The sequence below is a fragment of the Priestia sp. FSL R5-0597 genome (assembly GCF_038006305.1).
In the GTDB taxonomy this organism is placed as follows: domain Bacteria; phylum Bacillota; class Bacilli; order Bacillales; family Bacillaceae_H; genus Priestia; species Priestia zanthoxyli.
This window is the reverse complement of sequence record NZ_JBBOUZ010000001.1, coordinates 443,017-462,945: the sequence shown is the minus strand read 5'-3', so window position 1 is coordinate 462,945 and position 19,929 is coordinate 443,017. Positions and strand designations below refer to the sequence as shown.

The window sequence follows — 19,929 nt, the reverse complement described above, 5'->3', positions numbered from 1 at the left end:
TGGATTTTTTGGTAAAACTTTTTAACTTTATCTCTAGCTCTCCTTACAAGGAGAAACCAATAAAACAACAGACCTGAATCTAAAAATTCAAGTCTGTTTCATGATATCAATGATTTTTATTATAAAATTGGTGACAGTAAGCGAGATACCGCTTCTTTAAATTTTATAAGAAGAGAGCGCTCTTTATATCGTTCAAACGTTAATTTTGAACTGCATTGCACATCTTCAAGAAACAGGTTCTGCAACTTTTTGGAAATAGGCTGGTCATATACAACTGCATTCACTTCAAAATTAAGGCTGAAACTTCGCGGATCGATATTCGTCGTTCCTACAGAAGACACTTCATTATCTACTACAATCGTTTTAGCATGCAAAAAGCCTTTTTCATAGAGATAAATATTCGCACCGTATGCCAGCAGTTCCCCTACATGAGACCACGTAGCCCAATAAACAAAAGGATGATCAGGTTTGTTTGGAATCATAATATGAATCTCTACTCCAGATAATAAAGCAATTTTACAAGCATCCATAAAGCTTGCGTCAGGAATAAAGTAAGGCGTTTGAAGGTATACACTTTCTTTGGCCGACATAATCAATGAGATATACATGTTTTTCAGGTGCTGGGTAGTCGAATTGGGACCGCTTGCTACAATTTGTACAGGAACTGTTCCAGAATGAGTTTCTGTACGATGCAAAAATTGTTCCAGTTCAATTGGCTGCTTTGTTGCTTGATGCCAATCTAAAATGAATCGCCCTTGAATATCGTTCACTGACTCTCCTTTAATGCGAAAATGAGTGTCTCTCCAATAACCCATTTTTGGATCTAACCCTAAATATTCATCTCCTACGTTAAATCCTCCTATGTATGCTACTTCACCATCGATAATACAAAGCTTTCGATGATTTCGATTGTTAATCCGAAAATTAATTAAGCGAAGAATTGAAGGGAAAAATGCCTGTGCTTCGCCGCCATATGAAATGAGCTCCTTAAAGAATGATGGCGTCATTTTTCTAGATCCTACTTCATCATAAAGAACGCGAACCTTTATGCCTTCTTTTGCTTTTTTTGTTAGCTCATCTCTTAATTTTTTCCCAAGATTATCTCGTTGAATAATATAATATTGAATATTAATTTCTTTTTTAGCATTTCGAATATCCTCAAACAATGCCTCAAATTTTTGATTACCGTCACTGAAGATATCAATTTCGTTGTCGATGCGCACAAGTGACTTAGAAGAATTTAAATTAGTGAACAGCAATTTATTATGTTGGATTAATAAATCATTTCGATATTCATGGGTCGCTTTAAGCTCTTTTAATTGCTCTTCCACTGAAGATCTTAAATATTCCCGCTCATCAGATGACAATTTATAAAAGTTTTTCTGTTTTAGCTGTCTTCCAAAGAATAGATATACAATAAAACCGACAATTGGTATAAAAAATAAAATAAGAAGCCACGCCCATGTAGATCCTATATCTCTTCGTTCAATGAAAATAAGAATACCGGCTAATAAAATATTAATAGCTGTTACAACAGATACACTTAGTGTAAAGATATGGGCAAATTCCATCCTTTTACTCCTTTCTTTCTATTATATCGCTTTATTAACTCATTCCCTTTTTTAACGTTCTCATTCACTTTACTATACATAACACAGATGGCTTCCTTTTTCATCTTTAGGATCCAAATTTTGTTGTTTTTTCTTTTTTGCTACACTAAACATGTGAAATATTCCTTTTTATTGTGTATTAAAAACAAGGGGGGGAGATAATTTGTTTTTTTCGTTTATTTTTCTTAGCCTCATCAATGTATTTGTCAGTATTAGCCTGGGGTATACGGCTTATCAATTATTTAGAAAAGCATTTATTGGAGGTATTCTTACGTGTATCCTTGCTTGCAGTGCTCCGATCTTATTTGTATGGCCTTCCCTGTTTTTATCAACGGGCATATCACTTTCTCTCTACTTTCTCATTATTTACTCAAAAAAGCACATATCATCTAATATGTAAATAAAAAACACGAAAATCTAAGATTTCCGTGTTTTTTATCTACAAGCTGTATACGTAATAATCCTGCACGTGATATGAATCGAAGCCGCATGTTTCGTAAAGTTGCAAAGCGCGTTTGTTTTTTGCTTCAACCTCAAGAAATACATCATACCCTAGCTGATGCTGCTGTAAAACGACTTGTTTTAAAGCAGCCTTTCCTATTCCTAATTTTTGATAGGAAGGTAAAATACCAAATCCATAAATCCATGCTTCGCTTTTATCATAAGATACCCTTAACTTTCCAACCGCTTGACTATTGTACTCTACGATAAAATGATTTTGCTGTTCTTCCGTTTTCGTTTGTTCATAATAAGCAGCTGCTTCTGTTAAAGACATACCAAAGCATTCCACATCAACTTGCATTTCCATTTTCATATCGGTATCTGACTGGGAAGAGCGAAGCGTAACAAAGGGATTATCATCTTCTAATTCTTTTTTCGCCCACTTCATTTGATATTCCGAAAAAGTAAATGAACATGGAATCTTCTTTAAGAACTCCCTGCCTGAAATCGAATCGCCAGGAGCATTTAATAAAATCTCTGTATACTCACGCTTCTTACACATATGTAAAGCTTGAGAAAACAGCTTTGAAAAAATCTTTTTTCGGCGATAGCTAGGATCGACCATTCCACATATTTCTACTGTATTCCCAAACCCATAAAGACCAATAAATCCAACAAGCTGATTATTTTCATAATAAAAAAAATCGTTAACTTCATTTTGTTTTCGACTTCGTAACATGTCAAAATTCAGCTTCAGCTCTATTTTTTCTTCTTGTTGGCAAATAGACTGTAGCTTTTGTATATCTTCTAGTACATGTTGTTTTAACATACGTATCCTCCTGCATCTCTCTTTTTATTATAAGTTCGGCTTTGTTTAACTTTTTCCTTTCATCTTTAGCGCAATGACCGAATAATTATAGGGTAAAGCACGATCAAAAAGCGTATAGAGTAATTAAACTAAATAGGCGGGGTGCTTATGAAAAAGACCATTTTAATAAGTTTTATTGCACTAGTTGCTTTAACCATTATTTATTGCCTGCAGAAAGAATTTATTTTTGCTTTAGCTTTGTGGAGCATTTATGGGACAGTATTATCAATTTTTATATATTTTTCTTTTCATAAATCAACGGAAGATCCCGAGGATGAGTAACAATAGCGCTATTAAAAGGTCTGTGAAATAAACCTTTTTACAGACCTTTCGTAAATTTACAACTAGGATGCATGTTGGTAACAATTTAGAAACAAGTATTCTTTATTCTTAGTGTTATAGAAAAAGATATAACCTATTTCACTAAGGAGTTGGATATTCGCATGAAGACAATTACAAAATCTATATCGGTTTTTGCATTAGCAGCTGGCTTTACTTTTTCATCTCTATCTGGAACACTGCCATTCACTCACGAGCAAACAGCAAGTGCAGCAGAAAAAATAAACGCACCGTTCAGCGTATATGAAGTGACAGCAAACGTACTCAATATACGTTCAAAACCTAGCACTCAGGGAAAAATTCTTGATACATTAAGAAAAAAAGATCAAATTGAAGTAGTCAAGTTTGTAAATGCAGACTGGGCTGCCATTAAAATAATTGGCGGCACCGGATATATCAGTACTTCCTATTTAATGAAAGTCCCTACTACTGTTCATACAGCTGCTAACCTTAATTTACGCACAGGGCCTAGCACAAGCAACAAAGTTGTAACAACTGTTCCTAAAGGAAAAAGCGTCAGCTTCTTAGCTTGGGGCTACTCAAAAGATAACAAGCTTTCATTTGATTGGGCTTTTGTAGAATACAACGGCTTTAAAGGATATGTAAGCACTTCGTACTTACAGTTACCTAGTTATAGATAAAAATAGATAACTCCCTTGAATTATTTCAAGGGAGTTTATTTATGGACACCTTATTAATAGTGCCCTGCCCATGAAGCACCGATGATGATTAGTAAAATAAATAGCACAACGATTAACGCAAAGCTACTTCCGTGACCTGCTCCGTATCCATAACCATAACCATAACCTCCGTAAAAACTCATTTTCTTTCACCTCCCTTTTTTGTAGAATATGTGAAGGGAAATGAAAACGAACATGAGTATTCTTTATCACAAAATTCATTATAATTTATAAGCGTTAACTCTTTTACTAGTAAGGCATAGGATATAGCATCCCGTGGTTCATCTCTACATCTTTCCCTCGTTCCAACTTTTAAAGTAAGGGTATATTCCAGCAATACAAAAAAAGAAGAGTTTATATAACTCTTCTTTTTTACTGAACTGGATTATCAACTTGCATGTAGTCATTATAATATTCTTCTAACGTAATTCCTTTTTTATACACTTTAGAGGCAAGTTCTTTTCCGACAAATCGTATATGCCACGGCTCATATTTATAACCTGTAATCTGCTGCTTTCCCTCTGGATAGCGAACAATGTATCCATATTTATATGAATTTCTTTCAATCCATTTGGCTTCAGGAGTATCTTTAAAACAATCTTGAGCCGCACACTTACCTGTGCTGCTTGATACATCTATACTTAAACCAGTCTGATGCTCACTGCTGCCTGGATGGGCGCTATAATGACTGGCTGCCGCTTCTCCATCTTGCTTTATGTACGCTTGATAAAGAGATTCCTGGCGAATTTGAGAACGATAAGCGGAAACACCGGCTAGGTAAATCCCTTCTCGTTCAGCAGCTGAAAACATTCTTTCTAACGCTTTTGCTGCTTCTGTACGCATTTGTCGCTTTTCAATTTTTTCTTTAAATATAAACCGAACGTCCGGGTATACAAGGTCAGCGGGTTCATAGTGATCAGGAAGAAGATTTTGTTTATTTACTAGCACGGCAATGGATTCGGGGTTCCCAACAACTTCTATGCTATTTTGCTTCTGTTTAGAAGAAGATAAAGGATTATGATCAGACGTGTTCAAATGATCGTCGTGCCGAAATAATCCCTGATAGCCTAGATACGAGAATCCTGCGATCACACCCAGCACTATTAGTAATGCTATTTTTTTATAAAATTTCATATTTCTATACTCCTGACATAATTTAAGCTTTTTAAGACACTCAAACATTGTATATAAATTAAGAAATAATTACTAATATAACAAACTAATTCCTACTATAAATTTCAGTATGCCCCGACCTATTTTTTTCAAACGTTTATTTTAAGCATAAAAAAAGAGATGTCTTCTAAAAGACATCTCTTCTTACTTCTATTCTATAAGACTAGTATTAGTCGATAACTGTAATTTTAACTGATCTTCTGCCCCAGTCTTGTGCAGCACTATCTGAAGAAACGAATACGTCAATTCGATTTCCTTTAATTGCGCCACCCGTATCTGCCGCTACAGCTTGACCATAACCTTCAACGTATACTTTTGAACCTAATGGAATAACGCTAGGATCAACCGCAATTACTCGTTGATTTGGATTTGATTTTAAATTTACTCCAGTAGCTGTCGTACCACTGCATCCAGCACAGTTAGCTGTATAAGCTGTTGCTTCAACAGTCATAGACTTGCCGCTAGCTTGCTGTTGAGACTGCTGTTGAGACTGCTGTTGTTGCTGAGCTTGTTGTTGTTGCTGTTGAGCTGCTTGTTCTTTTTGTGCCTGCTCTTGTGCTGCTGCTTGAGCTTGCTCTTGTTCTTTTTGTGCCTGCTCTTGGGCTGCCTGTGCTTGTGCTGCTGCTTGAGCTTGCTCTTGTTCTTTTTGTGCTTGCTCTTGGGCTGCCTGTGCTTGTGCTGCTGCTTGAGCTTGCTCTTGTTCTTTTTGTGCTTGTTCTTGGGCTGCTACTTGAGCTTGCTCTTGTTCTTTTTGTGCTTGCTCTTGGGCTACTACTTGAGCTTGCTCCTGTTCTTTTTGTGCTTGCTCTTGTGCTGCTACTTGAGCTTGCTCCTGTTCTTTTTGTGCTTGCTCTTGGGCTGCCTGTGCTTGTGCTGCTGCTTGAGCTTGCTCTTGTTCTTTTTGTGCTTGTTCTTGGGCTGCTACTTGAGCTTGCTCTTGTTCTTTTTGTGTTTGTTCTTGGGCTGCTTGTTCTTGCTGAGCTTGTGCCGTTTGAGACTGCTGCACTTGTGGAGCTGCCTTTGCTACTGGCGCACTAGCTGTTTGAGATTGAGCTGCTTGTGCCGCTTTAATTTTAAATTGTTCTCCAGGGAAAACTAAGTCTGATGTTAAACCGTTCCATTCTTTAATTTCTTCTACTGTTACGCCATAATGTTGACCGATTGACCACAAAGTGTCACCACGTTTTACAGTATGTACGATTTCTTTTATGCTAGATAAGTTTAGTGTCTGATTTGGATAAATTAGTGTTGATGTTAAGTTATTAGCATCTTTTAGCTCGTCTACGCTCACATTATGATTTTGAGCGATTTTCCATAAAGTGTCACCTTTTTGTACTTCATACGTTCCGCTTGTAGAGGCAGATGCTGCACCTACAAATCCTGCTGAAAGAATTGCCGTTGTCCCTAGAGTAAATACAAATTTCTTCATTTTCCGAATACCTCCTTATTTACTCAATGACTGAATGATACCACCTGTTCATTTCACTTCCATTACAGGAATATTTTACTTTTATTACGGATTTAATTAATTTTAAACATTTTCTTGTAATATTTCTGACAATTCATTTTTGAATAATGATTAAATTTCATCAAAATCATGTCAAAATTTGAAGAAAACTCTATAAAAAGTTGGAGTTGTATTCGGTGATAAAAGTAACTTATCAGCAAAAAAAAACCTTCTAAAAGCTAACTGCTTTTAGAAGGTTTTTTTACTTATATGAAACAGTTAAAGTTGGAGCATATGCAGGATTGTCGCCCCCATAAATTTCAACTACGTCACTTAAAAAGTCCGCTGAACCTGAGCTTGACAAGCGAAACTGAGTTTTGCCGTTCCTATTCATATATCCCAAAAGTGAGGAAGGAAGTTGAATAGTTGTATATCCATTATCGAGTGAAGGCACTGACATTTGGAAGGCCGCTGAAATAGATGGTGAGGCCTGGTAATCTATTTGTTCTAAAGCACTGCTAGTTCCAAATACACCGCTTTTAATATCGCCTTTCAAAGATGAAATATTACCAGTTGAAGATTTGCGATAAATTTTCAAAGATACATCCGTAATACTTGCATCATCAGGTAAAGAGCTTGTATCAAAAGATAAAATGGTTCGGTATGTGTCGGTATTGTACATTCCCTTATCCCCAATTTTATGAATAGAACTACTCATACCGTCAGCTGATAAATTTCCGATAAATCCATCTTCAGCAGCAAGCGAAGAAAATACTGAGGATTTCTCTGAAGTTCCAGAAATTTGATAAACTTCCGTCTTTACTCCCTCTTGATTACCCGCAGCGTCTACACTAAAAAATTTTATTGTTTTGCTAGAGTTGATGCTAATAGGCTCAGAATACTTTAGAGAATTAACAGTTGGTGTACTTCCATCTAATGTATAGTAAGTGGTGGCAGGTTCATTGGGTGATAATGTGACAGAAACAGAACTTCCATACGTTCCTCCCGCTGGTGAAGCAGCTGTAACCGGCGGGGATATATCTCCTGGATTAGGAGCGTCACCATTCTTCGGATGATTTTTAAAAAAGTTCCAACTTAATTTAGTTGCATTTGGCCCTTTAGGATCTGTATAAGAACCGGATGTACTTCCCCCTGACCAAGCATGTCCCATGCCTTCTATCATGTACTTTTCCATTACTGTTTTTCCTGCTGTATCTTTGTAAATATATTGCGTATAGCTTCTTCCACCAGATACTGTACCTGGTAAAGTTTGATCTGCCGTATCATCAATATTGTTATTATCCAGTCCATCAGACGCTCTATCATTTATTTGAGCCCATTGCGATAGTATTTGATGCGCATTTATAGGCGCAACAGTGTAGTCAGCTGTCCCATGAAACAAAATAACCGGAACCACTCGCTTATGCTCTCCCATGGCTGAATAGGCTAAATCTCCTTGTTGGATAGGATTAGGACCTCCACTGCTCATTGCTGTATAAGCACCTGTTACACTAGTGGCTGCTTTATATTCTAAGCCCGCCCCAACGCTGATAGCCGCAAATATGTCTGGATAAGTAGCTCCCATAATAACACTCATAGCTGCACCAGCAGATAGCCCTCCAACAAAGACTTGGTCGGCATCTATTGAATAACTGCTTTTTATTTGATTAACCATTCCAGCAATTAACGCTGGTTCACCGCTTCCCCTTGATTGATGAGCAGTATCAAACCAGTTCCAACACTTATTTGAATTAGCAGAAGAGGGCTGTTCTGGATAGAGGACAAAGAACTTCTCTGTTTCTGCCAGTGCATTCATTTGTGTTCCTGCTGCAAATTGATCAGGGTCTTGAGTACAGCCATGTAGCATAACTACTAGAGGTAAGGCAGCACCTCCCTGATAACTGCTAGGTACGTACAGTTTGTATGTTCTTCCGTTATATGTTTTAGAGGTAAAACTTCCTGCGGCTGAAGAAGATACAGCACCTAAAGATAAAAAAAGCATAAAAATCATCCCTGCTATAAATAATCGTTTCATCTTCCTGCTTCCTCCTTATATTGATATGGTTATACTTAGCAGCAAACGTACACGGTATGGTATGGAAATGAATAAGAGTTACTAGTAAGATGATAGCAAGGTTTTATGTAATAAAATTTATATTGACTGCACGATTTGCCTACAGTTATGAGGACAAATAAAATCATTCATCTCCAAATAAAGAAAACGCTTACATAAAATTGTAAACGATTGTGTCGATAAATACTATAAAAAAGACATACCTTTTAAAAATAGGCCGGTATGTCTTCTATGGATTGCTTACTTAAGTATTCATATTGTGACTCGCTGCAATTTACCATAGCAATGGATTGAGGATAACGCTGTAAATGAGAAGGGAGCTCCTTAAACCCAAACTGATGATAATATTCAGGAAGAATATCGCTATAAAGCATAAAAATAGCGCTGCGCTTCTCTATCTTCATCTTTTTAAAAAAGTCTTCAAGCATATCTCGGCCATACCCCATTCGTTGATAAAGCTGATGAACAACAACGGACCCAATACCATGCAAAGCAAACTTTAATCGAGGAGTTTGTAAAAGAAGCAAAATAAATGAACCAATAATTTGATTCTCTTCATTTACATATACATACCGAATTCCATATGTTTCTTCTTTTTGATTATCTCTAACATACTCTTTGTACGTCCTGCCTTTAGGCCATGCCGCATATCCCATTTGATAGACTTCTGCCAATTCTTCAGACTTTATTTTTCTTAATAACATGAACATCCCCTCTTTATTTATAATCCCATACGTCAGCAGACATTTTTTATAGAGTTAAAAATAGTTCCTGTATGTATATATTATACTTCATCCTACGGAAGCTTTCTTGCTCGGAGTACTATTAACAGCTAATATGTAGGCTGCTTTCTCAAAAAACTAGAAAGATTCCTGATAGTTGTTCTTCACCCATATCAGTCATATATGTAAAGATACTCTTTATCATTCCATAAAAACATAGAGATGTAAATATATTTCCAGCTTCACTTAACATTCATTATGTATCACCTATCAAAAAAGAGATTGGGCCATAACGAAATGAATGCAATCTAAAGACGAACAACCCGGATAAATAACCTGGGATGCTTGTTCCGCCGCTGTTGCTTTACGTGCAAGGCTTCGCTTTCCGCGAGCGGGCGATGGAGCCTTGCCCTCCAACCAACAGCTAGAAGCACCTCATACTGAAACCTACGTTCACCATGACCATTAAAAAACACGAACTATCTATTTTTGATAGATAGTTCGTGTTCAACGTTAACTAAACTGCTTTTGTCCCAGCATCTTTATAGTAAAAGTAATCATCATTTTTAAGCTTTTTCGTTCTCTACATACTCCACTAGATGAAAGAAAAAGCGATATGTAAGAACAAGAGCTTCACCTATTGACATTTTTTCATCAAACTCTTTTATAGCATCTAACTCAATATTCACATCCCATAATCCATCTTTATCATTAAATAAAAGCTGGATGCTTGTTGGGCCGTCATTAAGCTCTTTAGCAAAAAATTGTTTTAGTACAGAACCGAATTTTTTTTGCATATGTAACCCCGTTAATACTTTATATGTGCCAAACACATCATCCACTTCAAAAGAACATCCATCAAGCTTAATAAATTCAAACCATTTTGATTCTACATATAGAAATTCACTTCTGTGTTCTTTTAAGTAAGAAAGAGGAGTATCTAAAAACGAAAGAGGAGATTCTTCTGCGATCAGCTCGTCCGTTTCTTTATCTACTCTTTCGATATAAGAATCTTTAAAACGTGAAGATGCCTCTTTTTCTTCTATCATCAGGTTTTGCGGCACCAACTCTTTTTGCAACGCATATTCCTTTTCTTCTTGATATAGAGATAAAGATTGACCTTGAACGTTCATTTCTTTTTCAATATAAGTTTGAATATTACTTTGTAACATAAAAAACCTCCTGATTAATCTGCATCACTATCTTATATCATAACCTAAACAAGTGTTTATAAATATAGCCAAACAAAAAATCCTTAGGCTATGCCTAAGGATAGTAATAATATATTCAAGTATGTATAAAAGATAATTTGGTTGCGGGGACAGGATTTGAACCTGCGACCTTCGGGTTATGAGCCCGACGAGCTACCGAACTGCTCCACCCCGCGATAATAAAAATGCCTGGCAACGTCCTACTCTCACAGGGACAAAGTCCCAACTACCATTGGCGCTAAAGAGCTTAACTTCCGTGTTCGGTATGGGAACGGGTGTGACTTCTTCGCTATCGCCACCAGACAAGAGATTGCTCTCTCAAAACTAGGTAACAGTTTGCTGAGTAAAGCTTACGCTTTTAAAAGTTTGGTTAAGTCCTCGATCGATTAGTATCAGTCAGCTACACATGTCGCCACGCTTCCACCTCTGACCTATCAACCTGATCATCTTTCAGGGATCTTACTAGCTTGCGCTATGGGAAATCTCATCTTGAGGGGGGCTTCATGCTTAGATGCTTTCAGCACTTATCCCGTCCACACATAGCTACCCAGCGATGCCTTTGGCAAGACAACTGGTACACCAGCGGTGTGTCCATCCCGGTCCTCTCGTACTAAGGACAGCTCCTCTCAAATTTCCTACGCCCACGACGGATAGGGACCGAACTGTCTCACGACGTTCTGAACCCAGCTCGCGTACCGCTTTAATGGGCGAACAGCCCAACCCTTGGGACCGACTACAGCCCCAGGATGCGATGAGCCGACATCGAGGTGCCAAACCTCCCCGTCGATGTGGACTCTTGGGGGAGATAAGCCTGTTATCCCCGGGGTAGCTTTTATCCGTTGAGCGATGGCCCTTCCATGCGGAACCACCGGATCACTAAGCCCGACTTTCGTCCCTGCTCGACTTGTAGGTCTCGCAGTCAAGCTCCCTTGTGCCTTTACACTCTACGAATGATTTCCAACCATTCTGAGGGAACCTTTGGGCGCCTCCGTTACATTTTAGGAGGCGACCGCCCCAGTCAAACTGCCCACCTGACACTGTCTCCCGGCCCGATCAGGGCCGCGGGTTAGAATTTCAATACAGCCAGGGTAGTATCCCACCGACGCCTCCACCGAAGCTAGCGCTCCGGCTTCTCAGGCTCCTACCTATCCTGTACAAGCTGTACCAAAATTCAATATCAGGCTACAGTAAAGCTCCACGGGGTCTTTCCGTCCTGTCGCGGGTAACCTGCATCTTCACAGGTACTATAATTTCACCGAGTCTCTCGTTGAGACAGTGCCCAGATCGTTACGCCTTTCGTGCGGGTCGGAACTTACCCGACAAGGAATTTCGCTACCTTAGGACCGTTATAGTTACGGCCGCCGTTTACTGGGGCTTCGATTCAGAGCTTCTCCCAAAGGATAACCCCTCCTCTTAACCTTCCAGCACCGGGCAGGCGTCAGCCCCTATACTTCGCCTTGCGGCTTCGCAGAGACCTGTGTTTTTGCTAAACAGTCGCCTGGGCCTATTCACTGCGGCTCTCTCGGGCTATACACCCTACCAGAGCACCCCTTCTCCCGAAGTTACGGGGTCATTTTGCCGAGTTCCTTAACGAGAGTTCTCTCGATCACCTTAGGATTCTCTCCTCGCCTACCTGTGTCGGTTTGCGGTACGGGCACCTCCCGCCTCGCTAGAGGCTTTTCTTGGCAGTGTGGAATCAGGAACTTCGGTACTATAATTCCCTCGTCATCACAGCTCAGCCTTTATGATGAGCGGATTTGCCTACTCATCAGCCTAACTGCTTGAACGCGCATATCCAGCAGCGCGCTTACCCTATCCTACTGCGTCCCCCCATTACTCAAACGGCGGGGAGGTGGTACAGGAATATCAACCTGTTGGCCATCGCCTACGCTTTTCAGCCTCGGCTTAGGTCCCGACTAACCCTGAGCGGACGAGCCTTCCTCAGGAAACCTTAGGCATTCGGTGGACAAGATTCTCACTTGTCTTTCGCTACTCATACCGGCATTCTCACTTCTAAGCGCTCCACCAGTCCTTACGGTCTGACTTCGCTGCACTTAGAACGCTCTCCTACCACTGACATCAAAGATGTCAATCCACAGCTTCGGTGATACGTTTAGCCCCGGTACATTTTCGGCGCAGAGTCACTCGACCAGTGAGCTATTACGCACTCTTTAAATGGTGGCTGCTTCTAAGCCAACATCCTGGTTGTCTAAGCAACTCCACATCCTTTTCCACTTAACGTATACTTGGGGACCTTAGCTGGTGGTCTGGGCTGTTTCCCTTTTGACTACGGATCTTATCACTCGCAGTCTGACTCCCATGGATAAGTCTTTGGCATTCGGAGTTTGACTGAATTCGGTAACCCGTTGGGGGCCCCTAGTCCAATCAGTGCTCTACCTCCAAGACTCTCACAACATGAGGCTAGCCCTAAAGCTATTTCGGAGAGAACCAGCTATCTCCAGGTTCGATTGGAATTTCTCCGCTACCCACACCTCATCCCCGCACTTTTCAACGTGCGTGGGTTCGGGCCTCCATTCAGTGTTACCTGAACTTCACCCTGGACATGGGTAGATCACCTGGTTTCGGGTCTACAACCACATACTAAACGCCCTATTCAGACTCGCTTTCGCTACGGCTCCGCCTTATCAGCTTAACCTTGCATGGGATCGTAACTCGCCGGTTCATTCTACAAAAGGCACGCCATCACCCGTTAACGGGCTCTGACTACTTGTAGGCACACGGTTTCAGGATCTCTTTCACTCCCCTTCCGGGGTGCTTTTCACCTTTCCCTCACGGTACTGGTTCACTATCGGTCACTAGGTAGTATTTAGCCTTGGGAGATGGTCCTCCCAGCTTCCGACGGAATTTCACGTGTTCCGCCGTACTCAGGATCCACTCAAGAGGGAACGAAGTTTCAACTACAGGGTTGTTACCTTCTTCGACGGACCTTTCCAGGTCGCTTCATTTACTTCGTTCCTTTGTAACTCCGTATAGAGTGTCCTACAACCCCAAGAGGCAAGCCTCTTGGTTTGGGCTAATTCCGTTTCGCTCGCCGCTACTCAGGAAATCGCATTTGCTTTCTCTTCCTCCGGGTACTTAGATGTTTCAGTTCCCCGGGTCTGCCTTCAATATCCTATGTATTCAGATAAAGATACTGTTCCATTACGAACAGTGGGTTTCCCCATTCGGAAATCTCCGGATCAAAGCTCACTTACAGCTCCCCGAAGCATATCGGTGTTAGTCCCGTCCTTCATCGGCTCCTAGTGCCAAGGCATTCACCGTGCGCCCTTTCTAACTTAACCATTAGCGAATAAATGGTACAACATAAAGTTGTGTTATTTATTGGTTTGATTAAAGAAAAGTTTCACTTTTCCTCAGCAATTACTGTTATCTAGTTTTCAAAGAACAATCGCAACCAAAATTCTTCTTATCTAATAAGAAGAAAGTAGTGTGCTTTCTATAATTGAGAGATTGAACTCTCAAAACTGAACAAAGTGTCAAAACGTACGTCATGTAAAAATCCTTAGAAAGGAGGTGATCCAGCCGCACCTTCCGATACGGCTACCTTGTTACGACTTCACCCCAATCATCTGTCCCACCTTAGGCGGCTAGCTCCTTACGGTTACTCCACCGACTTCGGGTGTTACAAACTCTCGTGGTGTGACGGGCGGTGTGTACAAGGCCCGGGAACGTATTCACCGCGGCATGCTGATCCGCGATTACTAGCGATTCCAGCTTCATGTAGGCGAGTTGCAGCCTACAATCCGAACTGAGAATGGTTTTATGGGATTGGCTTGACCTCGCGGTCTTGCAGCCCTTTGTACCATCCATTGTAGCACGTGTGTAGCCCAGGTCATAAGGGGCATGATGATTTGACGTCATCCCCACCTTCCTCCGGTTTGTCACCGGCAGTCACCTTAGAGTGCCCAACTAAATGCTGGCAACTAAGATCAAGGGTTGCGCTCGTTGCGGGACTTAACCCAACATCTCACGACACGAGCTGACGACAACCATGCACCACCTGTCACTCTGTCCCCCGAAGGGGAACGCTCTATCTCTAGAGTTGTCAGAGGATGTCAAGACCTGGTAAGGTTCTTCGCGTTGCTTCGAATTAAACCACATGCTCCACCGCTTGTGCGGGCCCCCGTCAATTCCTTTGAGTTTCAGTCTTGCGACCGTACTCCCCAGGCGGAGTGCTTAATGCGTTAGCTGCAGCACTAAAGGGCGGAAACCCTCTAACACTTAGCACTCATCGTTTACGGCGTGGACTACCAGGGTATCTAATCCTGTTTGCTCCCCACGCTTTCGCGCCTCAGCGTCAGTTACAGACCAAAAAGCCGCCTTCGCCACTGGTGTTCCTCCACATCTCTACGCATTTCACCGCTACACGTGGAATTCCGCTTTTCTCTTCTGCACTCAAGTTCCCCAGTTTCCAATGACCCTCCACGGTTGAGCCGTGGGCTTTCACATCAGACTTAAGAAACCGCCTGCGCGCGCTTTACGCCCAATAATTCCGGATAACGCTTGCCACCTACGTATTACCGCGGCTGCTGGCACGTAGTTAGCCGTGGCTTTCTGGTTAGGTACCGTCAAGGTACGAGCAGTTACTCTCGTACTTGTTCTTCCCTAACAACAGAGTTTTACGACCCGAAAGCCTTCATCACTCACGCGGCGTTGCTCCGTCAGACTTTCGTCCATTGCGGAAGATTCCCTACTGCTGCCTCCCGTAGGAGTCTGGGCCGTGTCTCAGTCCCAGTGTGGCCGATCACCCTCTCAGGTCGGCTATGCATCGTTGCCTTGGTGAGCCGTTACCTCACCAACTAGCTAATGCACCGCGGGCCCATCTGTAAGTGATAGCCGAAACCATCTTTCAATCATCTCCCATGAAGGAGAAGATCCTATCCGGTATTAGCTTCGGTTTCCCGAAGTTATCCCAGTCTTACAGGCAGGTTGCCCACGTGTTACTCACCCGTCCGCCGCTAACGTCATAGAAGCAAGCTTCTAATCAGTTCGCTCGACTTGCATGTATTAGGCACGCCGCCAGCGTTCATCCTGAGCCAGGATCAAACTCTCCGAAGAAATGTTTGACTTGCTCATTTAAAAAATAAAAATTAACGTTGACGTTTGTCGCTTTGTTCAGTTTTCAAAGTTCAACCGCCGCTCTTAAGCGACTTTATTATTTTATCAAGTTACCGACGTAATGTCAACAACTTTTTAAAATTCTTTTTTCAGCTTCGTTGTTACTGTTATGTCTCAACGACGCTTTATAATAATATAACGCCCTGCACATAAAGTCAATATGTTTCGAGAAGAAAAATGTTTTTTTCTTACTTTACTTCTTCCCCTACTGAGAAGTAGTTAAACGTAAATAATCTAAATTTTCTAATTTTTATTTATACCTATATTAAAAAAGAAGCCCTTCACAAAAAGAGCTTCTTTCTTATCTTACTAATTAAGGTAAATAACGACGTGCACCTGCATACTCTTCAATATACCCCTTCGTGTTCAAAGGAATCATCTCTACTGTCCGCTCGGAGTTCGGCGAATGAATCATCATACCATCTCCCGCATACATTGCTACATGGTGGACGCTTCCTTTCCCTTGGTTATAGGCAAAGAATAATAAGTCTCCGGGTTGAAGATTGTTCATCTCTACTGGTTTCCCTGCTCTAGACTGTGGGCCTGAGTCACGTGGAATTGTAATACCATGGGACTGGTACATCGTAAACGTAAATCCAGAGCAGTCAAATCCAAAACCACTCATGCCAGCCCATAAATATGGAAGATTTAAAAATGCCTTTCCGCTTTCAACAAGCTCCGTGCCAGTTGGTACAGGAATATCTTTTTGAGAAGCGTAGATTTTTCCTGCTTTTGCAGAAACCCATGCTGTCTTTCCATTTGGTTTTAATACTTTATATGCACTCTTTGATTTTACCAAAAGAGGTAAGCGCGTATTATAGCTAACTTCAATACCTTTCTTTTTCAAAGAAGGCGAATGATATAAATAAGTAGTCGGAGCCGTCACCATTACAAAAGGCTTCTTTGCATACTGTTCGTACCTTTTGCTATAGGTTAATTGTTTAGTAGGCATCCACCCGGGATATCCTAATTCATTTCGAGAAGTAGGCTGTCCGTCTACAGCTACTTTGACCCAATCTCCTTGTCTCTCTAAAACCGTTACTTTGTTTCCATATAACGCTTGTGTCTCAAGCATCCCGTCACTAGATAACTGCTGCTTCTGTTTCAAATTCATCGATGTGGTCCACTTCTTCATATCTACAGGATTAGTAGCTGACGGAGCGTCCACTTCACGCAAGATGTTGGGTGCTGTCCAAAGAGTAGCTGCTGCGACATCTATATAAGCAGTTTCTTTTTCTTCAGAAGCATGAACAGAAGGAACTGCACTGACTCCAAATGTAGCTAAAATAACTGTTGTTACCGTCAAAAGCCAACGTTTTATATTCATCGTCTCTCTCCTTCTACTATATTACTATCTTTTTATTTTGAGATAGGAACGGTGATTTCTCCTATTCCAGGAAGATCTGATAAGAAAACCTCTTGACCGCTGTACTTTAACACATCCAGTTCAGTTGAAAGCCAAAGAGGAGCATCTAAGTCAAAATACGTGATATTTGGATGAGCGGCTGCCAGATGAGCAGCTGCTCCCACGGAAAGTGATGGTTCCATCATGCTTCCAATCATACACGCAACACCGTTCGCCTCAGCAATACTCGCGATTTTTCTTGCTTCATTAATGCCTCCGCACTTCATTAGCTTAATATTTAAAAGATCCACGTACCGCCCGCTTACAAGCCTTAATGCATCTTTGGCAGAAAATAGACTCTCATCTGCCATAATGGGTACGTTTACTCGTTCAGTCACAAACTTTAACCCTTCCCAATCATGAGCAGCGACAGGCTGTTCTACCAGTTCAATACCAAAGTTGAGAGCTTCCATTGCATTAATTAATTGCACTGCTTGTTTTGGAGTCCATCCTTGATTTGCATCCAACCGAAGTTTTACATGATCCGGAATGACAGATCGAATATGTTTAATACGCTCAAGGTCTAGCTTAGGAATTGAACCTACCTTCACTTTTAAAATGTCAAATCCGTCCGCTGCACTTTTTTGTGCGTCTTCAGCCATTTTTTCAGGTGTATCAACACTTATCGTCATACACGTAGAGATAGGCTGCTTATCGCCCAAGAAAGCATATAAAGGAATGTTGAGAAACTTTGTATAAGCATCATGCAAGGCGATATCAGCAGCCGCTTTAGCACTTGAATTGTGAATACAGCAGCTTTGAATTTTTTTTAAGAGTTTTTGAAACTGACTTATATCCTCCCCTATTAGCGCTAGTTTAATAGGTCCTTGAAGTGCAGCTTGAATGCCTTCTAAAGAATCGCCTGTAATAACATATGTTGGCGAAGCCGCTCCTTTTCCTTTTATTCCGTTTTCTAACTGAATCTCTACACTTATGCTGTCTATCTCTGTTGCTGTTCGAAGCGCTGTTTTAAACGGAACGAGCAGTGGAACGGTTTGATGCTTTACAGTTATGTCTTTAATTATCATTTCAATCGCTTCCTTTCGATTCAGCACACATATTCTTTTATACCTATTTTGGTTTATTCTTAGATCGCCCCTAAAATTTTGGCGATCATCATACCAAAATAAGTACCTAAGAAGGAACCCATCAGAGCCATAATGACTCCTACCGGAATCAGTGCACGGTTATAAGCAGCTGCAAGCATTGGAGCAGACGCCATTCCGCCAATATTAGCTAAACTGGCTACCCCGAGCGTAAATAAATCATATTTAAATAGTTTAGCTAGCAACAGCATGATCACTAAGTGGACGAACATAATGAGAAAACCAGATACTAAGTAAATAGGAGCCTGAGCTAAATTTGAAAAATCTGATTGAGAAGCAATTAACGCTACAACGATGTATAACATAACGTTTGATACATCGAGCGTACCTGGAATTTTTGCCGCTGGAGTTACAGCAAGCACTAAACCAACGACAGAAGCAATCATAATCGTCCAGCTCGTTGCATTAATAACGGCTCCCACTTCAGGCAAACGCCCTCCGATAAATGTAGACAATGCCGAAACGAACAAACCTAGCCCAAGCAAATAAAGAAGATGCTGAAACTGAGGACCTTCTTTTTCGCTTTCAGATGTTGCTGCGACTTCATCTATACTATTCTCAATAAAGCTGACGTCTGCTTTTGTCCATTTATTAAATTTAGCTGCAAATGGTACAAGCCAAAACATAAACATAACCCATACGGCATAGTTAATCGTATCCATCATAAGAGCGTAGCCAAATATATTTTCTGGAACATCCAAAATCCCTTGAAGGGCAACCATGTTAGCTGACCCCCCGGTCCAACTTCCTGATAAAGCACCAAAAGCTTTCCACGTATCCTCTACATAGAAATTCTTAAAGATGGCATAGACGAGGATAAAGCCTATCATTATACTAAAAACCGCAACGATGAATCCTCCCAGCATTCTTGGACCAAGTTTAATTACACTTCGAACATCACACTTTAACAGCATAAGCATCAGCATAGCAGGAAGAAGTGCATTTTTAACGCCTGCATACATGGCGGCATTTGACTCGCTATCCCCAAATAATCCTGCCGTTTGCATAAGAGCGGCTCCTATATAAATAAGTACAATACCTGGAATAAACTTAAAAAATCCATTGCCTTTAAATCGTTTTTCAATCCCTACCATGAGCGCAGCAAAGGCAGTTAACACACTCACATACATAAATCCATCTTGAATCATTTATTCTTCCCCCTTCATCTCCCCGAAAATGTTTTTATGCAAAACAAAATCCAGCCCAACGTTTGAAAACGTCAGGCTGGATTTCGTCTAGGTCTATGTAGACAAAGCAGCTGTTATTTGCTGATATTTTTTCTGTGCATCATGAAACGCTACCACCAGCGCTTTTTGGGAAGACCCGAAGTAGCGGCTGTTAATGTCGTCTATAAGGGTGGGATCACTTATATGACGTCCAATAAAAATTGATTGAACAAATCGAACGGTTAACTCAATCGTCGCTGAGCATTCCACATCAATAATTTTTCCATTTGTTTTATCAACTACCAATCCTAAAAAATACTGATTGAACTTTTTAGTAATCGGATTGCTTTGAGGAGCTTTGGCATCTCCAATAATATAGATAGTATCTTGATCATACATGATTTTTTATTCCTCCTAAAAGAGATAACAGACGATGCTAGGGACCGGCAAATGAACGTTTGCGGAGCTACGCAACATGTATTCGCTTTCATAAGGAACATTATAATCTACTCTCAATATATCATCTATAAAACAATTTCACAATATAA

General features: G+C 40.8%; 14 protein-coding genes, 1 tRNA gene and 3 rRNA genes. 2 read left to right on the top strand and 16 right to left on the bottom strand.

Features of this window, described 5'->3' with window-relative positions:
• Nucleotides 1–119: 119 nt before the first annotated feature.
• Both cls and MKX72_RS02460 read right to left on the bottom strand, forming a co-directional pair.
• On the bottom strand, nucleotides 120–1,571 hold the full coding sequence (cls, locus tag MKX72_RS02465; protein ID WP_028414357.1) for a cardiolipin synthase: 1,452 nt from the start codon (nucleotides 1,569–1,571) through the stop codon (nucleotides 120–122).
• A gap of 478 nt (nucleotides 1,572–2,049) precedes the next feature.
• Nucleotides 2,050–2,880, bottom strand: a complete 831-nt coding sequence (locus tag MKX72_RS02460; RefSeq protein ID WP_047751708.1) for a GNAT family N-acetyltransferase — start codon at nucleotides 2,878–2,880, stop codon at nucleotides 2,050–2,052.
• A gap of 147 nt (nucleotides 2,881–3,027) precedes the next feature.
• Here MKX72_RS02460 and MKX72_RS02455 point away from each other — a divergent pair, with 147 nt between their 5' ends.
• Together MKX72_RS02455 and MKX72_RS02450 are read left to right on the top strand one after the other, a co-directional pair.
• Nucleotides 3,028–3,201, top strand: coding sequence for a hypothetical protein (locus MKX72_RS02455; RefSeq protein ID WP_176345031.1), 174 nt, complete (start codon nucleotides 3,028–3,030; stop codon nucleotides 3,199–3,201).
• A gap of 161 nt (nucleotides 3,202–3,362) precedes the next feature.
• The gene (locus tag MKX72_RS02450) at nucleotides 3,363–3,899 is read left to right on the top strand and encodes an SH3 domain-containing protein (RefSeq protein ID WP_033580693.1); all 537 of its coding nucleotides are present in this window, start codon (nucleotides 3,363–3,365) and stop codon (nucleotides 3,897–3,899) included.
• A 53-nt stretch (nucleotides 3,900–3,952) separates the two neighbouring features.
• Here the strand turns inward: MKX72_RS02450 and MKX72_RS02445 are convergent, their stop codons facing one another.
• The 14 genes from MKX72_RS02445 to MKX72_RS02380 all read right to left on the bottom strand — a co-directional run bounded on the left by MKX72_RS02445 (nucleotide 3,953) and on the right by MKX72_RS02380 (nucleotide 19,780).
• Nucleotides 3,953–4,081: a YjcZ family sporulation protein gene (locus tag MKX72_RS02445; protein WP_013055210.1), complete on the bottom strand. Its 129-nt coding sequence runs from the start codon at nucleotides 4,079–4,081 to the stop codon at nucleotides 3,953–3,955.
• A 229-nt stretch (nucleotides 4,082–4,310) separates the two neighbouring features.
• The gene (locus tag MKX72_RS02440; protein ID WP_028414360.1) at nucleotides 4,311–5,072 is read right to left on the bottom strand and encodes a M15 family metallopeptidase; all 762 of its coding nucleotides are present in this window, start codon (nucleotides 5,070–5,072) and stop codon (nucleotides 4,311–4,313) included.
• A gap of 208 nt (nucleotides 5,073–5,280) precedes the next feature.
• Complete coding sequence (locus MKX72_RS02435; protein WP_155008641.1) at nucleotides 5,281–6,540, bottom strand: 3D domain-containing protein; 1,260 nt, start codon at nucleotides 6,538–6,540, stop codon at nucleotides 5,281–5,283.
• Between the two features lie 280 nt (nucleotides 6,541–6,820).
• Nucleotides 6,821–8,593: an extracellular catalytic domain type 1 short-chain-length polyhydroxyalkanoate depolymerase gene (locus MKX72_RS02430; protein ID WP_155008640.1), complete on the bottom strand. Its 1,773-nt coding sequence runs from the start codon at nucleotides 8,591–8,593 to the stop codon at nucleotides 6,821–6,823.
• A 245-nt stretch (nucleotides 8,594–8,838) separates the two neighbouring features.
• Nucleotides 8,839–9,336 carry a GNAT family N-acetyltransferase gene (locus tag MKX72_RS02425; RefSeq protein WP_013055206.1) on the bottom strand — a complete coding sequence of 166 codons (498 nt, stop codon included), beginning with the start codon at nucleotides 9,334–9,336 and terminating at the stop codon, nucleotides 8,839–8,841.
• Nucleotides 9,337–9,920: 584 nt separating this feature from the next.
• The gene (locus tag MKX72_RS02420) at nucleotides 9,921–10,526 is read right to left on the bottom strand and encodes a hypothetical protein (RefSeq protein ID WP_155008639.1); all 606 of its coding nucleotides are present in this window, start codon (nucleotides 10,524–10,526) and stop codon (nucleotides 9,921–9,923) included.
• Nucleotides 10,527–10,664: 138 nt separating this feature from the next.
• A tRNA-Met gene (locus tag MKX72_RS02415) sits at nucleotides 10,665–10,741 on the bottom strand.
• 11 nt (nucleotides 10,742–10,752) lie between these two features.
• Nucleotides 10,753–10,868 (bottom strand): 5S ribosomal RNA (gene rrf / locus MKX72_RS02410).
• A 63-nt stretch (nucleotides 10,869–10,931) separates the two neighbouring features.
• Nucleotides 10,932–13,867: ribosomal RNA gene (locus MKX72_RS02405) — 23S ribosomal RNA — on the bottom strand.
• A gap of 225 nt (nucleotides 13,868–14,092) precedes the next feature.
• A 16S ribosomal RNA gene (locus MKX72_RS02400) occupies nucleotides 14,093–15,644 on the bottom strand.
• The 16S, 23S and 5S rRNA genes sit together here with 1 tRNA gene alongside, the layout of an rRNA operon.
• A gap of 373 nt (nucleotides 15,645–16,017) precedes the next feature.
• The gene (locus MKX72_RS02395; protein WP_098627526.1) at nucleotides 16,018–17,031 is read right to left on the bottom strand and encodes a C40 family peptidase; all 1,014 of its coding nucleotides are present in this window, start codon (nucleotides 17,029–17,031) and stop codon (nucleotides 16,018–16,020) included.
• 32 nt (nucleotides 17,032–17,063) lie between these two features.
• Nucleotides 17,064–18,137: a dipeptide epimerase gene (locus MKX72_RS02390; protein WP_155008805.1), complete on the bottom strand. Its 1,074-nt coding sequence runs from the start codon at nucleotides 18,135–18,137 to the stop codon at nucleotides 17,064–17,066.
• Nucleotides 18,138–18,196: 59 nt separating this feature from the next.
• A complete protein-coding gene (locus tag MKX72_RS02385; protein ID WP_099000358.1) occupies nucleotides 18,197–19,363 on the bottom strand; it encodes a DUF819 family protein in 1,167 nt (388 codons plus the stop codon).
• A gap of 93 nt (nucleotides 19,364–19,456) precedes the next feature.
• Nucleotides 19,457–19,780 carry a DUF3870 domain-containing protein gene (locus MKX72_RS02380; protein ID WP_028412670.1) on the bottom strand — a complete coding sequence of 108 codons (324 nt, stop codon included), beginning with the start codon at nucleotides 19,778–19,780 and terminating at the stop codon, nucleotides 19,457–19,459.
• Nucleotides 19,781–19,929 lie beyond the last annotated feature (149 nt).